The sequence below is a fragment of the Streptomyces macrolidinus genome, from assembly GCF_023887685.1.
Taxonomy (GTDB): domain Bacteria; phylum Actinomycetota; class Actinomycetes; order Streptomycetales; family Streptomycetaceae; genus Streptomyces; species Streptomyces macrolidinus.
The window spans coordinates 142,517-157,061 of sequence record NZ_JAMWMR010000003.1; the positions used below are offsets into that span (position 1 = coordinate 142,517).

14 protein-coding genes are annotated in these 14,545 nt (G+C 70.8%); 6 read left to right on the forward strand and 8 right to left on the reverse strand.

Translation table 11 applies throughout. The annotated features are described in order from the left end of the window. Nucleotides 1-26: 26 nt before the first annotated feature. From NGF19_RS04685 to NGF19_RS04695, 3 genes are all read right to left on the reverse strand, one after another. Nucleotides 27-1,286, reverse strand: coding sequence for an ATP-binding protein (locus tag NGF19_RS04685; RefSeq protein WP_252422636.1), 1,260 nt, complete (start codon nucleotides 1,284-1,286; stop codon nucleotides 27-29). An 80-nt stretch (nucleotides 1,287-1,366) separates the two neighbouring features. Next, nucleotides 1,367-2,128, reverse strand: a complete 762-nt coding sequence (locus tag NGF19_RS04690) for a hypothetical protein (protein ID WP_308288446.1) — start codon at nucleotides 2,126-2,128, stop codon at nucleotides 1,367-1,369. 144 nt (nucleotides 2,129-2,272) lie between these two features. After that, the gene (locus tag NGF19_RS04695; protein ID WP_252422362.1) at nucleotides 2,273-2,779 is read right to left on the reverse strand and encodes a protein-tyrosine phosphatase family protein; all 507 of its coding nucleotides are present in this window, start codon (nucleotides 2,777-2,779) and stop codon (nucleotides 2,273-2,275) included. A 107-nt stretch (nucleotides 2,780-2,886) separates the two neighbouring features. On the opposite strand from NGF19_RS04695, the gene NGF19_RS04700 reads away from it, so the two are divergent. Then, complete coding sequence (locus NGF19_RS04700) at nucleotides 2,887-3,690, forward strand: nuclease-related domain-containing protein (RefSeq protein ID WP_252422638.1); 804 nt, start codon at nucleotides 2,887-2,889, stop codon at nucleotides 3,688-3,690. Nucleotides 3,691-3,818: 128 nt separating this feature from the next. On the opposite strand, the gene ligD is transcribed toward NGF19_RS04700, so the two are convergent. Beyond that, nucleotides 3,819-4,700, reverse strand: coding sequence for a non-homologous end-joining DNA ligase (gene ligD / locus NGF19_RS04705; protein WP_252422363.1), 882 nt, complete (start codon nucleotides 4,698-4,700; stop codon nucleotides 3,819-3,821). 71 nt (nucleotides 4,701-4,771) lie between these two features. Between ligD and ku the strand changes: the two genes are divergently transcribed. From ku to NGF19_RS04720, 3 genes are all read left to right on the forward strand, one after another. Then, on the forward strand, nucleotides 4,772-5,806 hold the full coding sequence (gene ku / locus NGF19_RS04710; protein WP_252422364.1) for a non-homologous end joining protein Ku: 1,035 nt from the start codon (nucleotides 4,772-4,774) through the stop codon (nucleotides 5,804-5,806). A gap of 70 nt (nucleotides 5,807-5,876) precedes the next feature. Beyond that, nucleotides 5,877-6,281 carry a hypothetical protein gene (locus NGF19_RS04715; protein WP_252422365.1) on the forward strand — a complete coding sequence of 135 codons (405 nt, stop codon included), beginning with the start codon at nucleotides 5,877-5,879 and terminating at the stop codon, nucleotides 6,279-6,281. A gap of 128 nt (nucleotides 6,282-6,409) precedes the next feature. After that, complete coding sequence (locus NGF19_RS04720; RefSeq protein WP_252422366.1) at nucleotides 6,410-7,684, forward strand: lanthionine synthetase LanC family protein; 1,275 nt, start codon at nucleotides 6,410-6,412, stop codon at nucleotides 7,682-7,684. Between the two features lies 1 nt (nucleotide 7,685). On the opposite strand, the gene NGF19_RS04725 is transcribed toward NGF19_RS04720, so the two are convergent. Together NGF19_RS04725 and NGF19_RS04730 are read right to left on the reverse strand one after the other, a co-directional pair. After that, nucleotides 7,686-8,702 (reverse strand): NAD(P)/FAD-dependent oxidoreductase, encoded by a 1,017-nt coding sequence (locus tag NGF19_RS04725; protein ID WP_252422639.1) that lies wholly within the window; start codon nucleotides 8,700-8,702, stop codon nucleotides 7,686-7,688. Between the two features lie 19 nt (nucleotides 8,703-8,721). Next, nucleotides 8,722-9,783: a type III polyketide synthase gene (locus tag NGF19_RS04730; RefSeq protein WP_252422367.1), complete on the reverse strand. Its 1,062-nt coding sequence runs from the start codon at nucleotides 9,781-9,783 to the stop codon at nucleotides 8,722-8,724. A 100-nt stretch (nucleotides 9,784-9,883) separates the two neighbouring features. On the opposite strand from NGF19_RS04730, the gene NGF19_RS04735 reads away from it, so the two are divergent. Next, nucleotides 9,884-10,792, forward strand: a complete 909-nt coding sequence (locus NGF19_RS04735; protein WP_308288447.1) for a UbiA family prenyltransferase — start codon at nucleotides 9,884-9,886, stop codon at nucleotides 10,790-10,792. 199 nt (nucleotides 10,793-10,991) lie between these two features. On the opposite strand, the gene NGF19_RS04740 is transcribed toward NGF19_RS04735, so the two are convergent. Then, nucleotides 10,992-12,461, reverse strand: coding sequence for a HEAT repeat domain-containing protein (locus tag NGF19_RS04740; RefSeq protein ID WP_252422368.1), 1,470 nt, complete (start codon nucleotides 12,459-12,461; stop codon nucleotides 10,992-10,994). Beyond that, entirely contained in the window at nucleotides 12,461-12,700 is a 240-nt protein-coding gene (locus NGF19_RS04745) for a helix-turn-helix domain-containing protein (RefSeq protein WP_252422369.1), read from the reverse strand. Before NGF19_RS04745 ends, NGF19_RS04740 begins: the two co-directional genes overlap by 1 nt. Nucleotides 12,701-12,764: 64 nt before the next feature. Between NGF19_RS04745 and NGF19_RS04750 the strand changes: the two genes are divergently transcribed. After that, nucleotides 12,765-14,468: a DNA methyltransferase gene (locus NGF19_RS04750; protein WP_252422370.1), complete on the forward strand. Its 1,704-nt coding sequence runs from the start codon at nucleotides 12,765-12,767 to the stop codon at nucleotides 14,466-14,468. Nucleotides 14,469-14,545 lie beyond the last annotated feature (77 nt).

Consider the following 14,545-nt stretch of genomic DNA (forward strand, 5'->3'; position numbering starts at 1 on the left):
AACAAGCGCCCGACCGTGATGCCCCGTTATGAGCGACAATCGGGTCGCGGGCGAGGGCTCGCCCGAGGCCGCGGGCGAGGGACCTCGGAGCCGTCGTCGGCCGCGGACCGTACGCGCTCGGGGAGCGTCAGCACGGCCACCGCGCCACCGCCCGGTGCGTTGGCGAACTCCAGCCGGGCGCCCAGCACCTCCGACTGGCCGAGCGCGATCGTCAGGCCGAGCCCGTGCCCCTTCCCGCCGCTCTCGGTACGGAAGCGCTGCGGCCCGTGCGCCAGCAGGTAGTCCGGGTAGCCGTCCCCGTGATCCCGTACGGTCACCCGCGGACCGTCGACCGTCAGCATCACCGGGCCGCGCCCGTGCCGGTGCGCGTTCGCCACGAGATTGCCGAGCACGCGCTCCAGGCGCCGCCGGTCGGTCTCCACGCGGGTGTCGCGCACGACCCGCACCTCGGTCCGCGCGCCGCAGGCCCGCACCACCCGCTCGGCCAGCGGCACCAGCCGCTCACTGCCCAGCTCCAGCCGCTCCCGCCGGGTGTCCAGCCGGGAGATCTCCAGCAGGTCCTCGGTGAGCGTGCGCAGCGCGGCCACGCGGTCGCGCACCAGCTCGGTCGGGCGTCCGGGCGGCAGCAGTTCGGCCGCCGCGTGCAGCCCGGTCAGCGGGGTGCGCAGCTCGTGCGCCACGTCCGCCGTGAACCGCTGTTCGGTCAGCAGCTTGCCCTGCAAGGTCGCCGCCATCGTGTCCAGGGCACCGGCGACCGCCGCCACCTCGTCCTGCGGGCGCGCCCGGTCCGCCGCGCGCGGGTCCGCCACACGCGCGTCCAGGTCGCCCGCGCTGATCCGCCGGGCCACCTGCGCGGTGTCCTGCAGCCGCCGGGTCACCCGGGTCACCGCGAACGTCCCGACGAACAGGGTCGCGCCGATCGCCAGGGCCGAGGACCACAGGATCGCCCGGTCGAGCCCGGCGATGATGTCGGCCCCCTGGGCGTAGTCGACCTGCGCGGCCAGCGCCCGTCCGCCGTCGGCGGGGCCCGCCGCCCACATCGCGGGCCGCGGGCCGGCGGTGCCGACCATCGTGCCGCGCTGCCCGTCCTCGGCCAGCTCCCGCAGCCGCTCCGGCAGCCCCGGCAGATCCACCCCCGTACGCCGCGGCAGCCGCGCACCCGCCTCGTACGCCCGGGTCGCCTGGGTGAGCCGGGCGAGCGCACGGCTGCGGGCCGCGCCGACGGTCTGGTCGGTGACCTGGACATGGACGAGCATGCCGAGCACCGCGGCCAGGCCGCAGCACATCACGGTGATGAAGGCCGCCGCCTTCCAGGTGAGCGTGGCGGTCCAGCGGGACAGCCGCCCCAGCGTCTGCCACGGCGGGGTCACCGAGGACGCTCCTCGGGGGCGGGCGCGGGCGAGTCCGGGCGCCCGCGGAGCGCGGTGCGCACCCGCAGGATCTCCTCCCGGCCGGCCAGTATCGCGTGCTGGTGCGCGTCCCAGGTCCACACCGTGCGGAACTCGTAGCCGGGAAGCGTCGACGGCGAGCGGATGATCACGTCCCGGCCCGCCAGCTCCACACTGATCACACTGTCCGCGGTGCCCATGACCTGCACCAGCCGATGAGCCTCGAACGTGTAGACGCGGACCGCGAGTTGGTTGCCGGGGAAGCGCATGCCGAGCACCATGTCGTCCTTGCCGTCGCCGGTGAGGTCCCGGTAGTACGCCCGCAGCAGCGGGCACTTCGCGCCGCGCGCCCCCCGCCTGCCGCAGTCCGCGAGCTGATCGTGCGTCTGCCCGTACACCGCGTGCGGGTCCGAGTACACGTCCGGGTGAGCGGCGACCTCGGCCCGTACGACATCCAGCGGGTCCACGCGGTGGATGTCGTCGTCCTCGGCGGTGATGCCCTTGACGGTCTCGTGGGCCGCCATGCCGAAGTCGAGTGCGGGGGTGGCGGCGGGCGGCAGTTGGGGCCACAGCTTCACCGGGCCGACGGCGGTGGCGGTCGGACCCGCGCTGCGCAGGGCACCGGAGTCACCGCAGCCCGTCAGCAGCAAGGCGGTGGCGGCGAGGGCGAGGGTTGCGCGCGCACGGCGGCTGGGGAACACGGCCACGTCCTTGGGGTCACCTGAGGGCAGGTTGCTCACTCTATGACCGAGGTGACCGAGTTGTTCGCTGTTGTTCGCTTCCGGGCAGATGAGGCACACGGACGGTGACGCGGGGCCGGGCGGCGACGCGAGGTGGGTGGCGACACGAGGCCAGGTGACGAGGCGGGGCCGGGCGGCGGACGGTCACTCCGCGAGTTCCTCCAGCAGCCGGGCCGTGTCCAGACCGGCCCGCAGATACTCCACGAACAACTCGTTGTGCAGCGCCCAGGGCCCGCGCCGGGAGCGGATCATCCCGATCGCCTCGTCGGCGGTGTGACCGGCCCGGATCAGCGCGTGGGCGACGACCAGGCCCGAGCGGTTGTAGCCGTGGAAGCAGCGCACGAGGACCCGGCGACCCTCCTCCAGAGCGTCGTCGGCGGCCTGCGCGAGCCGCATCACCCCGGCGAGCTGCGTGCCGTCGAGCGGCCCGTCGGGTATCGGCCACACATGGTGCTCGACGCCGTCGTCCGGCCCGTGCCCCGGCAGCCGCAACAGTGTCAGCACCAGGTCGAACTCACGTCGTACGACGGCGAATTCCGGCTCTCCGGCATGCCGCACGAACTCATGGCCGCCCATCCACAGGCCGGGCACGATCTCGCTCCACGGACTGTCCGGAGCGGGCACATCGGGTGGTGTTCCGCGGGTTCGCAACGAGGCCTCCCACTGACGTCCCAGGCGCTCACCAAGGTAACCGGGTTCTTGCCCGTACAGCACCCTCCCTGTTCCCATGGTCGAGGGGGTATTGCCATATGAGCGGAATGAGCGCACTGCGCGTCGTACCGACCCGGCGGCAGGGACAGGAACACCTGTACGTGTGCGGCACCGACGGATCCACCGTCGCCTGGTACGACCGCGAGGCGGGCCGGGTCAACCTGATCCGCGAGGACCGGCGGCAGGAGGTGCTCGACGCGCTCCAGCCGTTCCTGACCGGCCCGGTGGCGGTGGGCCCGCCGCCCGTCCCCACCCCGGCCGAGCTGGCGCGGCTCTCCCTGCACCCGGACGACGACCTGGCGCCGAACCGGCCCGGCGAGGCCCTGCTGATCGCCCTGGACCGCGCCCCGGCGCCCGCCCACCGGCTGCGCCCCGACCCGCGCCGCCGCGCGCTCGCCGCCGAGCAGGCGGTCGGCGAGGCGCTGGACCGGCTGGAGGGCGCGGGCTGGCACACCCTGCACTCGGTGCCGCTGCCCGGCGGGGACCGCGTCCACCACCTGGTGATCGGCCCCGGCGGCCTGTTCGCGGTGCGCTCGCTGCCCGCGCGCGGACAGCGGGTCGTGCTCGCCGACCCGATGGTGCGGGTGGGCCGCCAGGAGCCGCAACCGCTGCTGCGCCGGGTACGGGCCGACGCGGGCCGGGCCTCGTACGCGCTGACGGCCGAGATCCACCCGGTGCTGGTCCTGGTGGACCCCGCCCGCGTGGAGACCACGACCGCGCCCCGCGAGGTCCGCGTCCACACCGTCACGGACCTCGCGGACCTCGCCCGCCTGGGTGGCGTGCTCAAACCGGCGGACGTGGAGGCGCTGCACGCGATGGCACGGGATCGGCATACGTGGGCGAGGGTGTGACTCCGGGCCTCGCACTACGTGACGTCCGCCCCCGCCCTATGTGACCCCGCCCCCGCCTATGTGATCCCGGACCCGCCCTATGTGACCCCGGACCCCGCCCTACGGATGCCGGACGACGGCCTCGGTGGTCAGGGCAGCGACCCGGCGTGGGCGGGGTCGAGGAGCGGGGCCAGGAGATCGCCGTACGCCTCCAGGCGGGGCGCGAGGTCCGGGGCGCGGAAGACGAGCGCGTCGGGTGAGGCGCAGTCGGCGACCTCCTCCCAGGTCACCGGTGTCGACACGGTGGGTTCGGTGCGGGCCCGCAGCGTGTAGGGCGCCGCGGTCGTCTTGCGGGCGGCGTTCTGGCTCCAGTCCACGAAGACCTTCCCGGGGCGCAGGCTGCGGGTCATGCGATGGACGACGAGCCGGGGCAGCGCCTTCTCCGCCTCCACGGCCAGGAGCTTGGCGTACTCCGTGGTCCGCCGCGCGGGCGTCCGCTCCACCGCGGCCAGCAGATGCAGCCCCTTCGAGCCGGACGTCTTCGTGTACGCCTCGATGCCGTCGGCGGCCAGCCGCTCGCGCAGCCACACCGCGACCTTGCAGCACTCGACGACCGTGGCGGGCGGGCCAGGGTCGAGATCGAAGACCAGCCGGTCGGCCTCGTCGGGCGCGTCGACGCGCCACTGCGGGGTGTGGAACTCGGTGACGAGGTTGGCCGCCCACATCAGGCTCGCCAGATCCTGGATCACCACCATGCGCGCGGTGCCCTCCGAGCGCGGCACATGCGCCGTGGTGACCCAGGTGGGCGTACCCGGCGGCACGTTCTTGGCGAAGAAGACCTGGCGGTCCGGGCCGTCCGGATACCGCAGGAAGGACAGCGGGCGGTCGTGGAGGTGGGGCAGCAGGGCGTCCGCGGTGGTCGCGTAGTAGTGCAGCAGCTCGCCCTTGGTGAAGCCGGTCGCGGGATGGACGACCTTCTCCAGGTTGCTGAGCGCGAGCCGTCGCCCCTCCACCTCTGTGATCGGCGTCATACGATGAGAATCCCACGAAACGCGTAGGTATCAGTGGGTACTGGTCGAAACCGGTCTGAAAGGGGCGGCACGTGCGATCCATCTGGAACGGCACCATCTCGTTCGGCCTGGTCAGCATCCCGATCAAGTTGGTGAACGCGACCGAGAGCCACTCGATCTCCTTCCGGCAGATCCATCTGGAGGACGGCGGCCGGATCCGCTACCACAAGTACTGCGAGCTGGAGGACCGCGAGGTCGCGTACGAGGAGATCGGCAAGGGGTACGAGGACGCGGACGGCTCGATCATCCCGATCACCGACGAGGAGCTGTCCCATCTGCCGATCCCGACGGCCCGCACGATCGAGATCGTGGCCTTCGTACCGGCCGACCGGATCGACCCGCTCCATATGGAGAGCGCCTACTACCTGGCGGCGAGCGGCGCCCCGGCCGCCAAGCCGTACACCCTGCTGCGCGAGGCCCTCAAGCGCAGCAACAAGGTCGCCATCGCGAAGTTCGCGCTGCGCGGCCGTGAACGGCTGGGCATGCTGCGGGTGATGGAGGACGCCATCGTCCTGCACGGGCTGCTGTGGCCCGACGAGGTCCGCGCCCCCGAGGGCGTCGCCCCGGACACCAAGGTCACGGTGAACGACAAGGAACTCGACCTGGCGCACACCCTCATGGACACGCTCGGCGAGGTCGACCTCGACGACCTGCACGACGAATACCGCGCGGCCGTCGAGGAGTTGATCGCCGCGAAGGCCGCAGGCGAGGCACCCCCCGAGGCTCCCGAACCGGCCAAGGGCGGCAGGGTCCTCGACCTGATGGCCGCCCTGGAGAACAGCGTGCGCGCGGCGAAGGAGTCGAGGGGCGAGGAAGCCGCCGAGGAAGGGGAGAAGGGTGCGGAGGCCGAGGTCAGACGGCTGCCGACCCGTAAGAAGAGCACCCGGCGGGCGCCGAAGGAGGGCGAGGGCCGGAAGACGGCGCCGGCCGGGCGGAAGTCCACGGCCAAGAAGACCGCGTCGAAGAAGACGGCAGCGAAGTCGGGGTCCACGGCGGGGAAGTCGGGGACCAAGAAGACGGCGTCGTCGAACGGGAAGAAGACAGCGGCACGCAAGCGCACGGCGTGAGCGGCGGGCTGTCGTCCAACCTCCCTTCCCTGCCAACGGATTGAAGCCCCTGGCCTGCAAGCATGGCCCCATGCTGCTAGCTCCCGAGAACACTCTGTTCGTCTGCGGTGCCACGCCCGTACTCCTGCTGGCCGACGCGCCCGTCCATGCCGTCCTGCCGCCCCTGATCGCGCCCGACGGTGCGGTGCCGTTGTGCGAGGGGTGGAGCGTCGTGCCCCGGCTCACCCTGTGCGTCGTGGACGGGCCGGGCGAACAGGGCGTCGTGGTACCGGCGTTGGCCGCGCCCGTGCTCGGCGCCGCGGCATCGGACGACGGCGGTACGACATCGGCCGACATGGCCGACTGGTGCACGGCGGCCGAGCAGGCCGGTGGAGCCGTGGTCCTGTCCGTCGACCGACTGCCCAAGTCCCTCGACTGGTCTGCCCTGTTGACGTCGGGCGTCGCGCACGGCGGCTTCATGCGCGCGGTGGCGTGAGCGGCCCTTCGCCGAACATCCATGACGGCCGATGAGGCTCGAACTCCTGTCTGTCCAAGGCGACTTGGAACGCCACGGCTCCGACATCCCGGACTCCGCGACCTGCGACGGCATGCGAGAGTGGGCCCATGACGGTGCCAGAAGCCACGGTCGTGGCCCTTGAGGAGGTCGAGCAACTCGCGCTGGACGGACTGCGGTGGCTGACCGCGGCGGCGCGGGACACTCCGGGCGGAGGGCTCGCCTGGCCGGCCAGACTCTCGGACGACGAGTCGGAGCCCATGCTCTACAGCGGCACGGCCGGAGTCGTTCCCGTACTCCTGGAGGCCTGGCGTCACTTCGGCGACGACACGTACGCCGACGCGGCCCTGCGCGCGGGCCGCAGCCTCGTGGACGCCGTCGACAGCACCGAGGACGACTCCCTCTACTTCGGCCGCACCGGCATGGCGCTCGTCCTGCGGACCCTGCGCGAAGAACTCGGCGACGAGGCCGCGGGCGCCGCCGCCGACCGCGCGCTGGACCTCGTACGGTCACACTTCGACGGCACCCGCTGGGGCGAACTGTTCGAACTGCTGGGCGGCAACGCGGGGATCGGCCTCGGGGCACTCCTGATCGGCGACCCGGGTCTGGCCGTCCTCGCCATGGAGCCGTATCTGCGCACGGCGGAGCGGACCCCGGCGGGTGTCCACTGGCCCCATCGCACGGACGTCGGCGAGGCCCGTATGCACCACATCTCGCACGGCACGCTCGGCATCGTCCTGGCGCTCGCGCGGGTCGGCCGCGCCACCGGCCGTACGGACCTGGTCGAGCTGGGACTGGCCGGTGCCGCGGACGTCCTGGCGCGGGACGAAGGGGGGCCGGAAGGCTTCCTGGTGCGCCACTCCACCCCGCAGTACTTCCCGGATCTGATCGAGCCCGTCAACTACGGCTGGTGCCACGGGCCGACCGGCGACGCCCAGGTCTTCCGGACGCTGCGGGACGTCACGGGCGACCCCGCCTGGTCCGCCCTCGCCGACCGCTGCTGGCACACGGTCACCCACTCCGGCCTGCCCCAGCGGCTGCGCCCCGGCTTCTGGGACAACAACGGCCGCTGCTGCGGCACCGCGGGCGTCCTCGCCCTGGCCTGCGACCGCATCGCCGAGCAGCAGGACCCGTACGACTTCGCCCACGTCCTCGTAGCGGACCTCGTCGCCCGCGCGATCCGGGACACCGACGGCGCGCGCTGGTCCAACGTCGAGTACCGGGCCGACCCGACCGACCTCGAACCGTGCGTCGGCTGGGGCATGGGCAACGCGGGCATCGTCCGCGAACTCCTGCGCTTCGTACGTCTGAGCCGCGGCGGCGACCCCCGCTATGCGTTCCCGATGCCGGACCAGCCCCCGGTGGCGCGGCCCGCGCGCACCTGATTCACGCGAGGCGGTGGACGGCGGCGGTGAAGAGCGCCGGGAAGCGGGCGGCGACGGGAACGATGTGCTGCCCGAGCGGCCGGTGCGTACGCAGCCACAGCAGCGACGCCGTCAGCAGACGGTAGCGCCGGGAGACCCTGCGCCAGGCCAGGTCGTAGTCCTGCGGCCGGTCCTGGCGTAGACACCGTACGAGTTCGGCCGCGGCGTGGAACGCGATCGCCAGGCCCTCGCCGGTCAGGGCGTCGGTGTACCCGGCGGCGTCACCGACCAGCAGAACACGGCCCGCGACCGGGGTACGGACCCGCTGACGCAGGGGCCCCGCCCCACGAGCGCCGGTCGCCGCGGCCACGGGAAGGCGGGCGGCCAGTTCCCGGAACGGGGCCAGCAGCGTCTCGAAGGGGGCGCGGTCCTCGGTGAGGACGGAGATGCCGACGAGGTTCGCGCCGACCGGGGTGACGTACGCCTCCGCCCGCGCCGTCCAGTGCACCTCGACGTAGTCCGTCCAGGGCGCCACGGCGAAGTGACGGCGCTGCCCGTACCGTGCCGCCCGGCCGCCGGGGTGCAGCCCGAGGCCGAGTTCGCGCCGGATCCGCGAGTGCAGGCCGTCCGCCGCGGCGAGGTAACGCGCGGTGATCCCGGCCGCGGTGACGCTCCGGCCGTCCTGACGCAGCCCGTCGACCCGGGCGGTGACCACCGGGATGCCGAGGTCGGCGGCGCGACGGGACAGCGCGCGGTGGAGTTCGGTGCGCCGTACCCCCTGGCCGGGGGCAGTGGGGAAGGGCGCCTCGACACTGTGACCGGCGTCGAGATAGCGAATGCCACGCAGGGGACGGCCGTCCGCGGTGACGCCGAGTTCGGCGAGCGCCCGCGCGGCCGTGGGCATGAGCCCCTCACCGCAGGCCTTGTCGACCGGCCCCGGCCGCGGTTCGACGATCACCACGTCCAGACCGGCCAGCGCGGCGTTGACGGCGGTGGCCAGCCCCGCCGGGCCGCCGCCCGCGACCAGGAGGTCGATCATGCGCTGGGACATGGGCGGCCTACCAGCGCAGCAGGACGAGTTCGGAGCTGAAGCCCGGCCCCATCGCGAGCACCACTCCCGGTGTCCCGGCCAGCGGGCGCCGCGAGCGCAGGGTGTCGCTCAGGATGTGCAGGACCGAGGCGGAGGAGAGGTTGCCCACGGCGGCGAGCGAGCGCCACGTCGATTCCAGGGCGCGCGCGGGAAGTTCGAGGGACTCCTGTACGGCCTCGATCACCCGGGGCCCGCCGGGATGGCAGACCCAGGCCGCCACCTCCTGCGGCTTCACACCATGTTCGTCAAGGAACTCCCGTACCTGGCGGCCCAGTTGGCTGCGTACCAGGTCGGGCAGGTCACCGCTCAGTACGATCCGGAACCCCTGGTCCCTGATGTGCCAGCCGAGGAGTTCCTCGGTGTCCGGGTAGAGATGGCTGCGGCCCGCCTCGACGGTGGGCGCCTCGTCCGACCCCGCCGGGTGGTCGCGGCCGACGGCGACGACCGCGGCGGCCCCGTCGCCGAACAGCGACCCGGCGACCAGGTTCGCGGCGGAGCCGTCCGTCCGCTGCAGGGTCAGCGAGCACAGCTCGACCGACAGCAGAACGGCCACGCCCTCGGGTCGGCCCTCCAGATAGTCATGCAGCCGGGACAGCCCCGCGGCCCCCGCCGCACAGCCCAGACCGAACATCGGCACCCGCTTGACGTCGCGGCGCATACCGAGCCGCCATGCCAGCCGGGCCTCGATCGAGGGCACCGCGAGACCGGTCACCGAGGTGGAGACGATCAGGTCCACGTCCTGCGGGCCGAGCCCCGCCTCGTCCAGCGCCGACGTGATCGCCCGCTCGCCCAGCTCCATGGCCCCCTCGATGAACGCGTCGTTGGCCGCACCGAGGCCGTTCAGGGCGGCGTAGCGGTCCAGCGGCAGGACAAGGGAACGCGTACGCACCGTCGACGCGGCATGCAGCCGCTCGTGCACCGCGACCTCCCTCTCTCCCGCGACCCCCATGGCCACGAGCGCGTCCCGGATCTCGTCCTGCTCGTAGCGGTACGGAGGCAGCACCGCGCGCACGGCAGCGATTCGCGTCATCGCCGCAGCATAGGTTCACACCGGGACGAAAGTGTCTATACGGGCGTGTCGGGCGGCGCGACGAGGCGAACGTCGCATGCCGGGGCACTAGCATCGGCGCGTGCCTGGTACCGGAGCCCCCGCGGCCGGACGCCATGACGTCCCCGTCCCCCCTCCCGAGGAAGCGGAGCCGCGCCGGTCCGCCTCCTCGACGGCCGGTCTGGCACGGGCGAGCCACCCCGAACCCGCCGTGACGGTCACGGCACTGGCGACCGCGCTGGCGGCGACGTCGGGGCGCGGCCCGACGGGCTGTGCGCTGGTGGCCGCCGCGGTGCTGACCGGTCAGTTGTCGGTGGGCTGGAGCAACGACTGGATCGACCGCGCACGGGACGCCGCAGCGGACCGCCGGGACAAGCCCCTGGTGGCGGGTGCGTCGCGGCCGAGGGCGGTGGCGGTGGCGGCGGGCTGGGCGCTCGGCCTCTGTGTCCCCCTCTCGCTGGCGAGCGGACCGGCGGCCGGAGCCGCGCATCTGACCTGTGTGGCCGCCGCCTGGGCCTACAACCTCGGCGTCAAACGGACCGTACTGTCCTGGCTGCCGTACGCCGTGGCCTTCGGACTGCTGCCCGCGTTCGTCACGCTGGGGCTGCCCGGCCGACCGTGGCCACCGGTCTGGGCCGTCACCGCGGGCGCCCTGCTCGGAGTGGGCGCCCACCTCACCAACGTACTGCCGGACATCGACGCGGACTTGGCGGCGGGCGTCCGCGGCCTGCCGCAACGCCTGGGCCGCTGCAGAACGCGCTACCTCGCCCCCGTACCCCTGTTCGCCGCCTCGACGGTACTGGTGTTCGGCCCCCCGGAACGATCGGCCATCTCCAACACGGCGACACTGACGGTAACCGGCGCCCTGGCCGTCACCACGGCCCTGCTCCCCGACAAGGGCCCCCGAGGCCGCATCCCGTTCCTCACCACCCTCGCGCTGGCGGTGACGGCGGTGTCTCTGCTTCTGGTGCGGGGGCGGGCGTTGGTCTGATGCACAATCAGTGTCCGCCGACGCGGGCCGGTGTTCAGTTCAGCCGTGGGAGGCCAGGGTCCGTTGCAGCCGCCCGAACCTTCCTGCGGTCCGATCTCCACCGCGCTGTCGTCGGCACTGAGTTCGACGAAGCCCAACACCTCGCACCAGAACGCCGTCAGCCGCAGCGGATGCTGGGAAGAGGAGTGTTCGAGCGATGCTACCGGCGAAGCGTCTGCAGCTTTAGGGCGTCGAGAATGCCGTCCGTGTCCGGCTGACGGAGCCAGTCGTCATCCTTCGCCCACAGGGTGGCGATGCTGGCACGGCTCTGCTCATCGAGCCCGCCCAGTAGGTCAGAAACAGCCTTACGTGAGGTATCGCCGAGCGCCAGGACGATCAGCTTACGAATGGCCTCCGGCGCTGTCTGGAGGGCATTTATGAGCTCGACGACGAGACCGCGCTTAGCCAGCAGGTGCGCAGCCGTAGCGGCCCGGCGCAGGTCATCAGTACGAAGCCAGTCGAGGAGCTCCTCCAGACACTCGTGGGGCAGGTCCGATGGCATGACCGCGGCTGCGTGCGTCGCGACAAGCGTGCTGGGATCGTTGACGAGGTGCATCAGCTTGGCGGGTGCCTTGCGAGCCCCAGTCCCGAGCCCCCAGGCGGCAGATGCACGCACTTCTTCCGGAATCGCTGGCTCGGTGCTGCTGGCGACCGAGTACAGCGCCTCCATGGCTTCCTGGGTGTCTATCTCCGACAAGGAGAACACCGCCTCCATGCGCACCTCGCTGGTCGAGTCAGCGCCTTCAGCGAGAACGAGTAGCGCAGCGACGGACGCTGGGCGCGTGGGGGCGAGGCTAGCGTGTGCTTCGAGGCGTAGGCGCCAGTCATTGGCCTCGCTGTCCGCTATGCCGATGAGGACGTCCTCGACTTGCTTAGCGTCGAGGAACCGGGCCGCCTTGACTGCCGGGAATTGAATGTCTTCGTCGGTCGACAGGAGGTCCTCCTGCCAGCTCCAGGACCCCTCGCCAGCGCAGGCGACCGAGTCAGCCATGCGGAAGCAGAACGCGACCGGCTGGCCGGCCTGGAATGCCGTTCCTGCTGCCAGCGTGTGGAACGTACCCCAACGGTTACCGCTCCCGTAGAGATACGTGCTGGCGCCCTTCGTGACGCGAACCTTTTTGAGGTCATCGTCGACGGTGACGACCTCACCGGCATAGCTCGGGGCCCACATCGGCCATCGACGGTCCATTTCCGATCCTTCGGACACGGACTTTCGATTGCCCTCCTTGGAGGACTCCAGAGCATCCTCCAAGCTCTGCCGAGTGACGTAGACAAGATTGGACACGCTCACGGGGCTCGTCTTCATGTCGACACGCGCGAAGGCGAAGACGTCGTTCAGGCGCATGCCTCCGTCGCGCCAGGCGCGGCCGGGCAACGTGGAGTCGGACAGCTTGATCTCAAGCTTCGTTTTGCCCTTGGACTCGAAGCGGCGCCCACAGCTAACACACATGAGGTCGGGTAAGCGCATACGCTTGACCTTCGTCTGCCACACCTTGTTGGCCTTGGCGTACCGCTCGAGCTCGATAATGCGGTGCCCATGATTGTGCTCGAGGTCTTGGGTAATCGCGTCGGCGGCGTAGACTCCCATGCTCAGGAACCGAGCAAAATCAGCGTCTTCTTTGAAACCCATCAAATACCTTCGAATAGTTGTGCAGCATCGACCTTGAGCGCACGCGCGAGGGCAATGATGTTGTCAAGGCTTACGTTGCGCTGACCTCGTTCCAACGAAGAGACGTAGGTGCGGTGGATCCCCGCAGCTTCCGCGAGCTCTTCTTGCGAGAGGCCTGCTGAGAGACGGTGTTCCCGCACACGGTGGCCGAACGCCTCACGTTGCCGCTGGATGCGGAGCTTGTCGGAGGCTTGCGTCATGATGCCTAAGGACGCTAGGACGGTGCAGACGATGGGTCTACAGACTATGAGTAACATTGGCGGCATGGCTGAGGAGATCGTGGTGGGTCGTGGTGACCCTGTCTATCTCGCGCATGCCTACCTGACGAAGGTCCCCGTGCCCGCGATCACGCCGTTCATTGAGGCTTACTGTCCGCCCGACGGCTCCGTGGTCGACCCGTTCGCCGGGTCTGGCATGACGGGGGTCGCGGCGCGGATCACCGGGCGTCAGGCGCGTCTGTCGGACATCTCGGTTCTGGGGCGTCACATCGGATCCAACTACCTGAATATGGTCGACGGGGACGAGTTCAGTCGGGTCACGCAGGCGGTCATCAAGCGGGCCAAGGATGCTGTCGGCAAGATCTACGAGGTCCCCTGCAGTGGGTGTGGTGGAACCGGCCAGCTTGCGAAGACCGTCTGGAGTGTACTGGTGAGGTGCGCGGGCTGTGAGAAGCCCGTGAACTACTACCACTCGCTCGAGGCCGCGGAGTGGTCGAAGCCGGAGATGGTCTGTCCCGATTGTTCGGCTCACATTTCGAGCAAGCTCGAGCGGGTGGGTGAGCAGCCCGTGGTCGACTACGTCAACTGCGCTTGCTCGCCGAGGCAGCGTGAGCAGCCAGCGGCCGTCACGCCGAGCATCGATGTCGACGGCTTGGGCTTCCCCCACGTTGAGATTACGCCTGACCGGGAGATGTACCGGGCGTCTGCGCTGGGCAAGAGCGGCTACACGACCGTGGCCTCGTTCTATTCGCCGCGTAACCTGCGAACTCTGGTGGCCCTGCGCGATGAGATCCGCGGGCTTGAGGACCGCGCCCTGAGTCAAAAGCTACTGTTTGCGTTCACTGCGACGTTGACTCGGGCGAGCAAGCGGTACCAGTGGTCGCACAAACGCCCGCTGAACGCCGCGAACCAGAACTACTACATCGCGCCGGTCTTCTATGAGTGGAACGTCTTCGAGCTCTTTGAGCGCAAGACGACCGCCGTGCTAAAGGCCGATGACTGGATCCGGACGCAGGCGTTCGCGCACAACGTGGACGCGGACACGGTGCCCGCAGAGTACGTCACGGAGAGCGCTGCGGAGCTGTCTCTGCCGGACGCGAGCGTGGACTACGTGTTCACGGACCCGCCGTTCGGTTCGAACCTCTTCTATGCGGATATGGCCCTGTTCCAGGAGGGTTGGCTGGATGGTTTCACAGACGTCGGCAAGGAGGCGGTGATCGATCGCTCCACTGGCACGAAGCGCACGGCGGACCGCTACGAGACGCTGCTGACGGAGTCGCTCAAGCAGTGCCGTCGCATCCTGAAGCCTGGCGGGCGCATCTCGATGGTCTTCGGCAACTCCTCAGGCAAGATCTGGGCAGTAGTTCAGCGAGCAGTTGCAGCGGCCGGTCTGCGCATCGAGCCGGAGAAGATCACCATCCTGAACAAGGGGCAGCGCTCCGTGAAGGGGCTGGCCTCGGGCTTCGAGCACGTGGCCACGCTCGACCTTGTCCTGACGATGGTTCCGCAGGCCAATGCCGAGGCTTCGTTCAAGCAGCCGACGGCTGAGGCGGTTGCTGCGGCGACGCGCGAGCTGGCTGGTGCTGCCGGCCCTGCCTCTCCGAGCCACCTGTATCTCGAGCTTCTCCGCCGCGCGCTTCGGGAGGGGTGGAGCGTTGCGGACCTCAACTTGCAGACGGCGACGGCAACGTTGCTGGGTGACGGCTGGAGTATCGATCAGAAGACGGGCCTACTGGTCGAGCCCGAGTAGGCGCTTCGAGAGTGGCTGTCAAAGCCGGGAGATTAGGCCTGCCTGGGGCGTGCGGGGGGCGTGACGAGCTGCCTTGA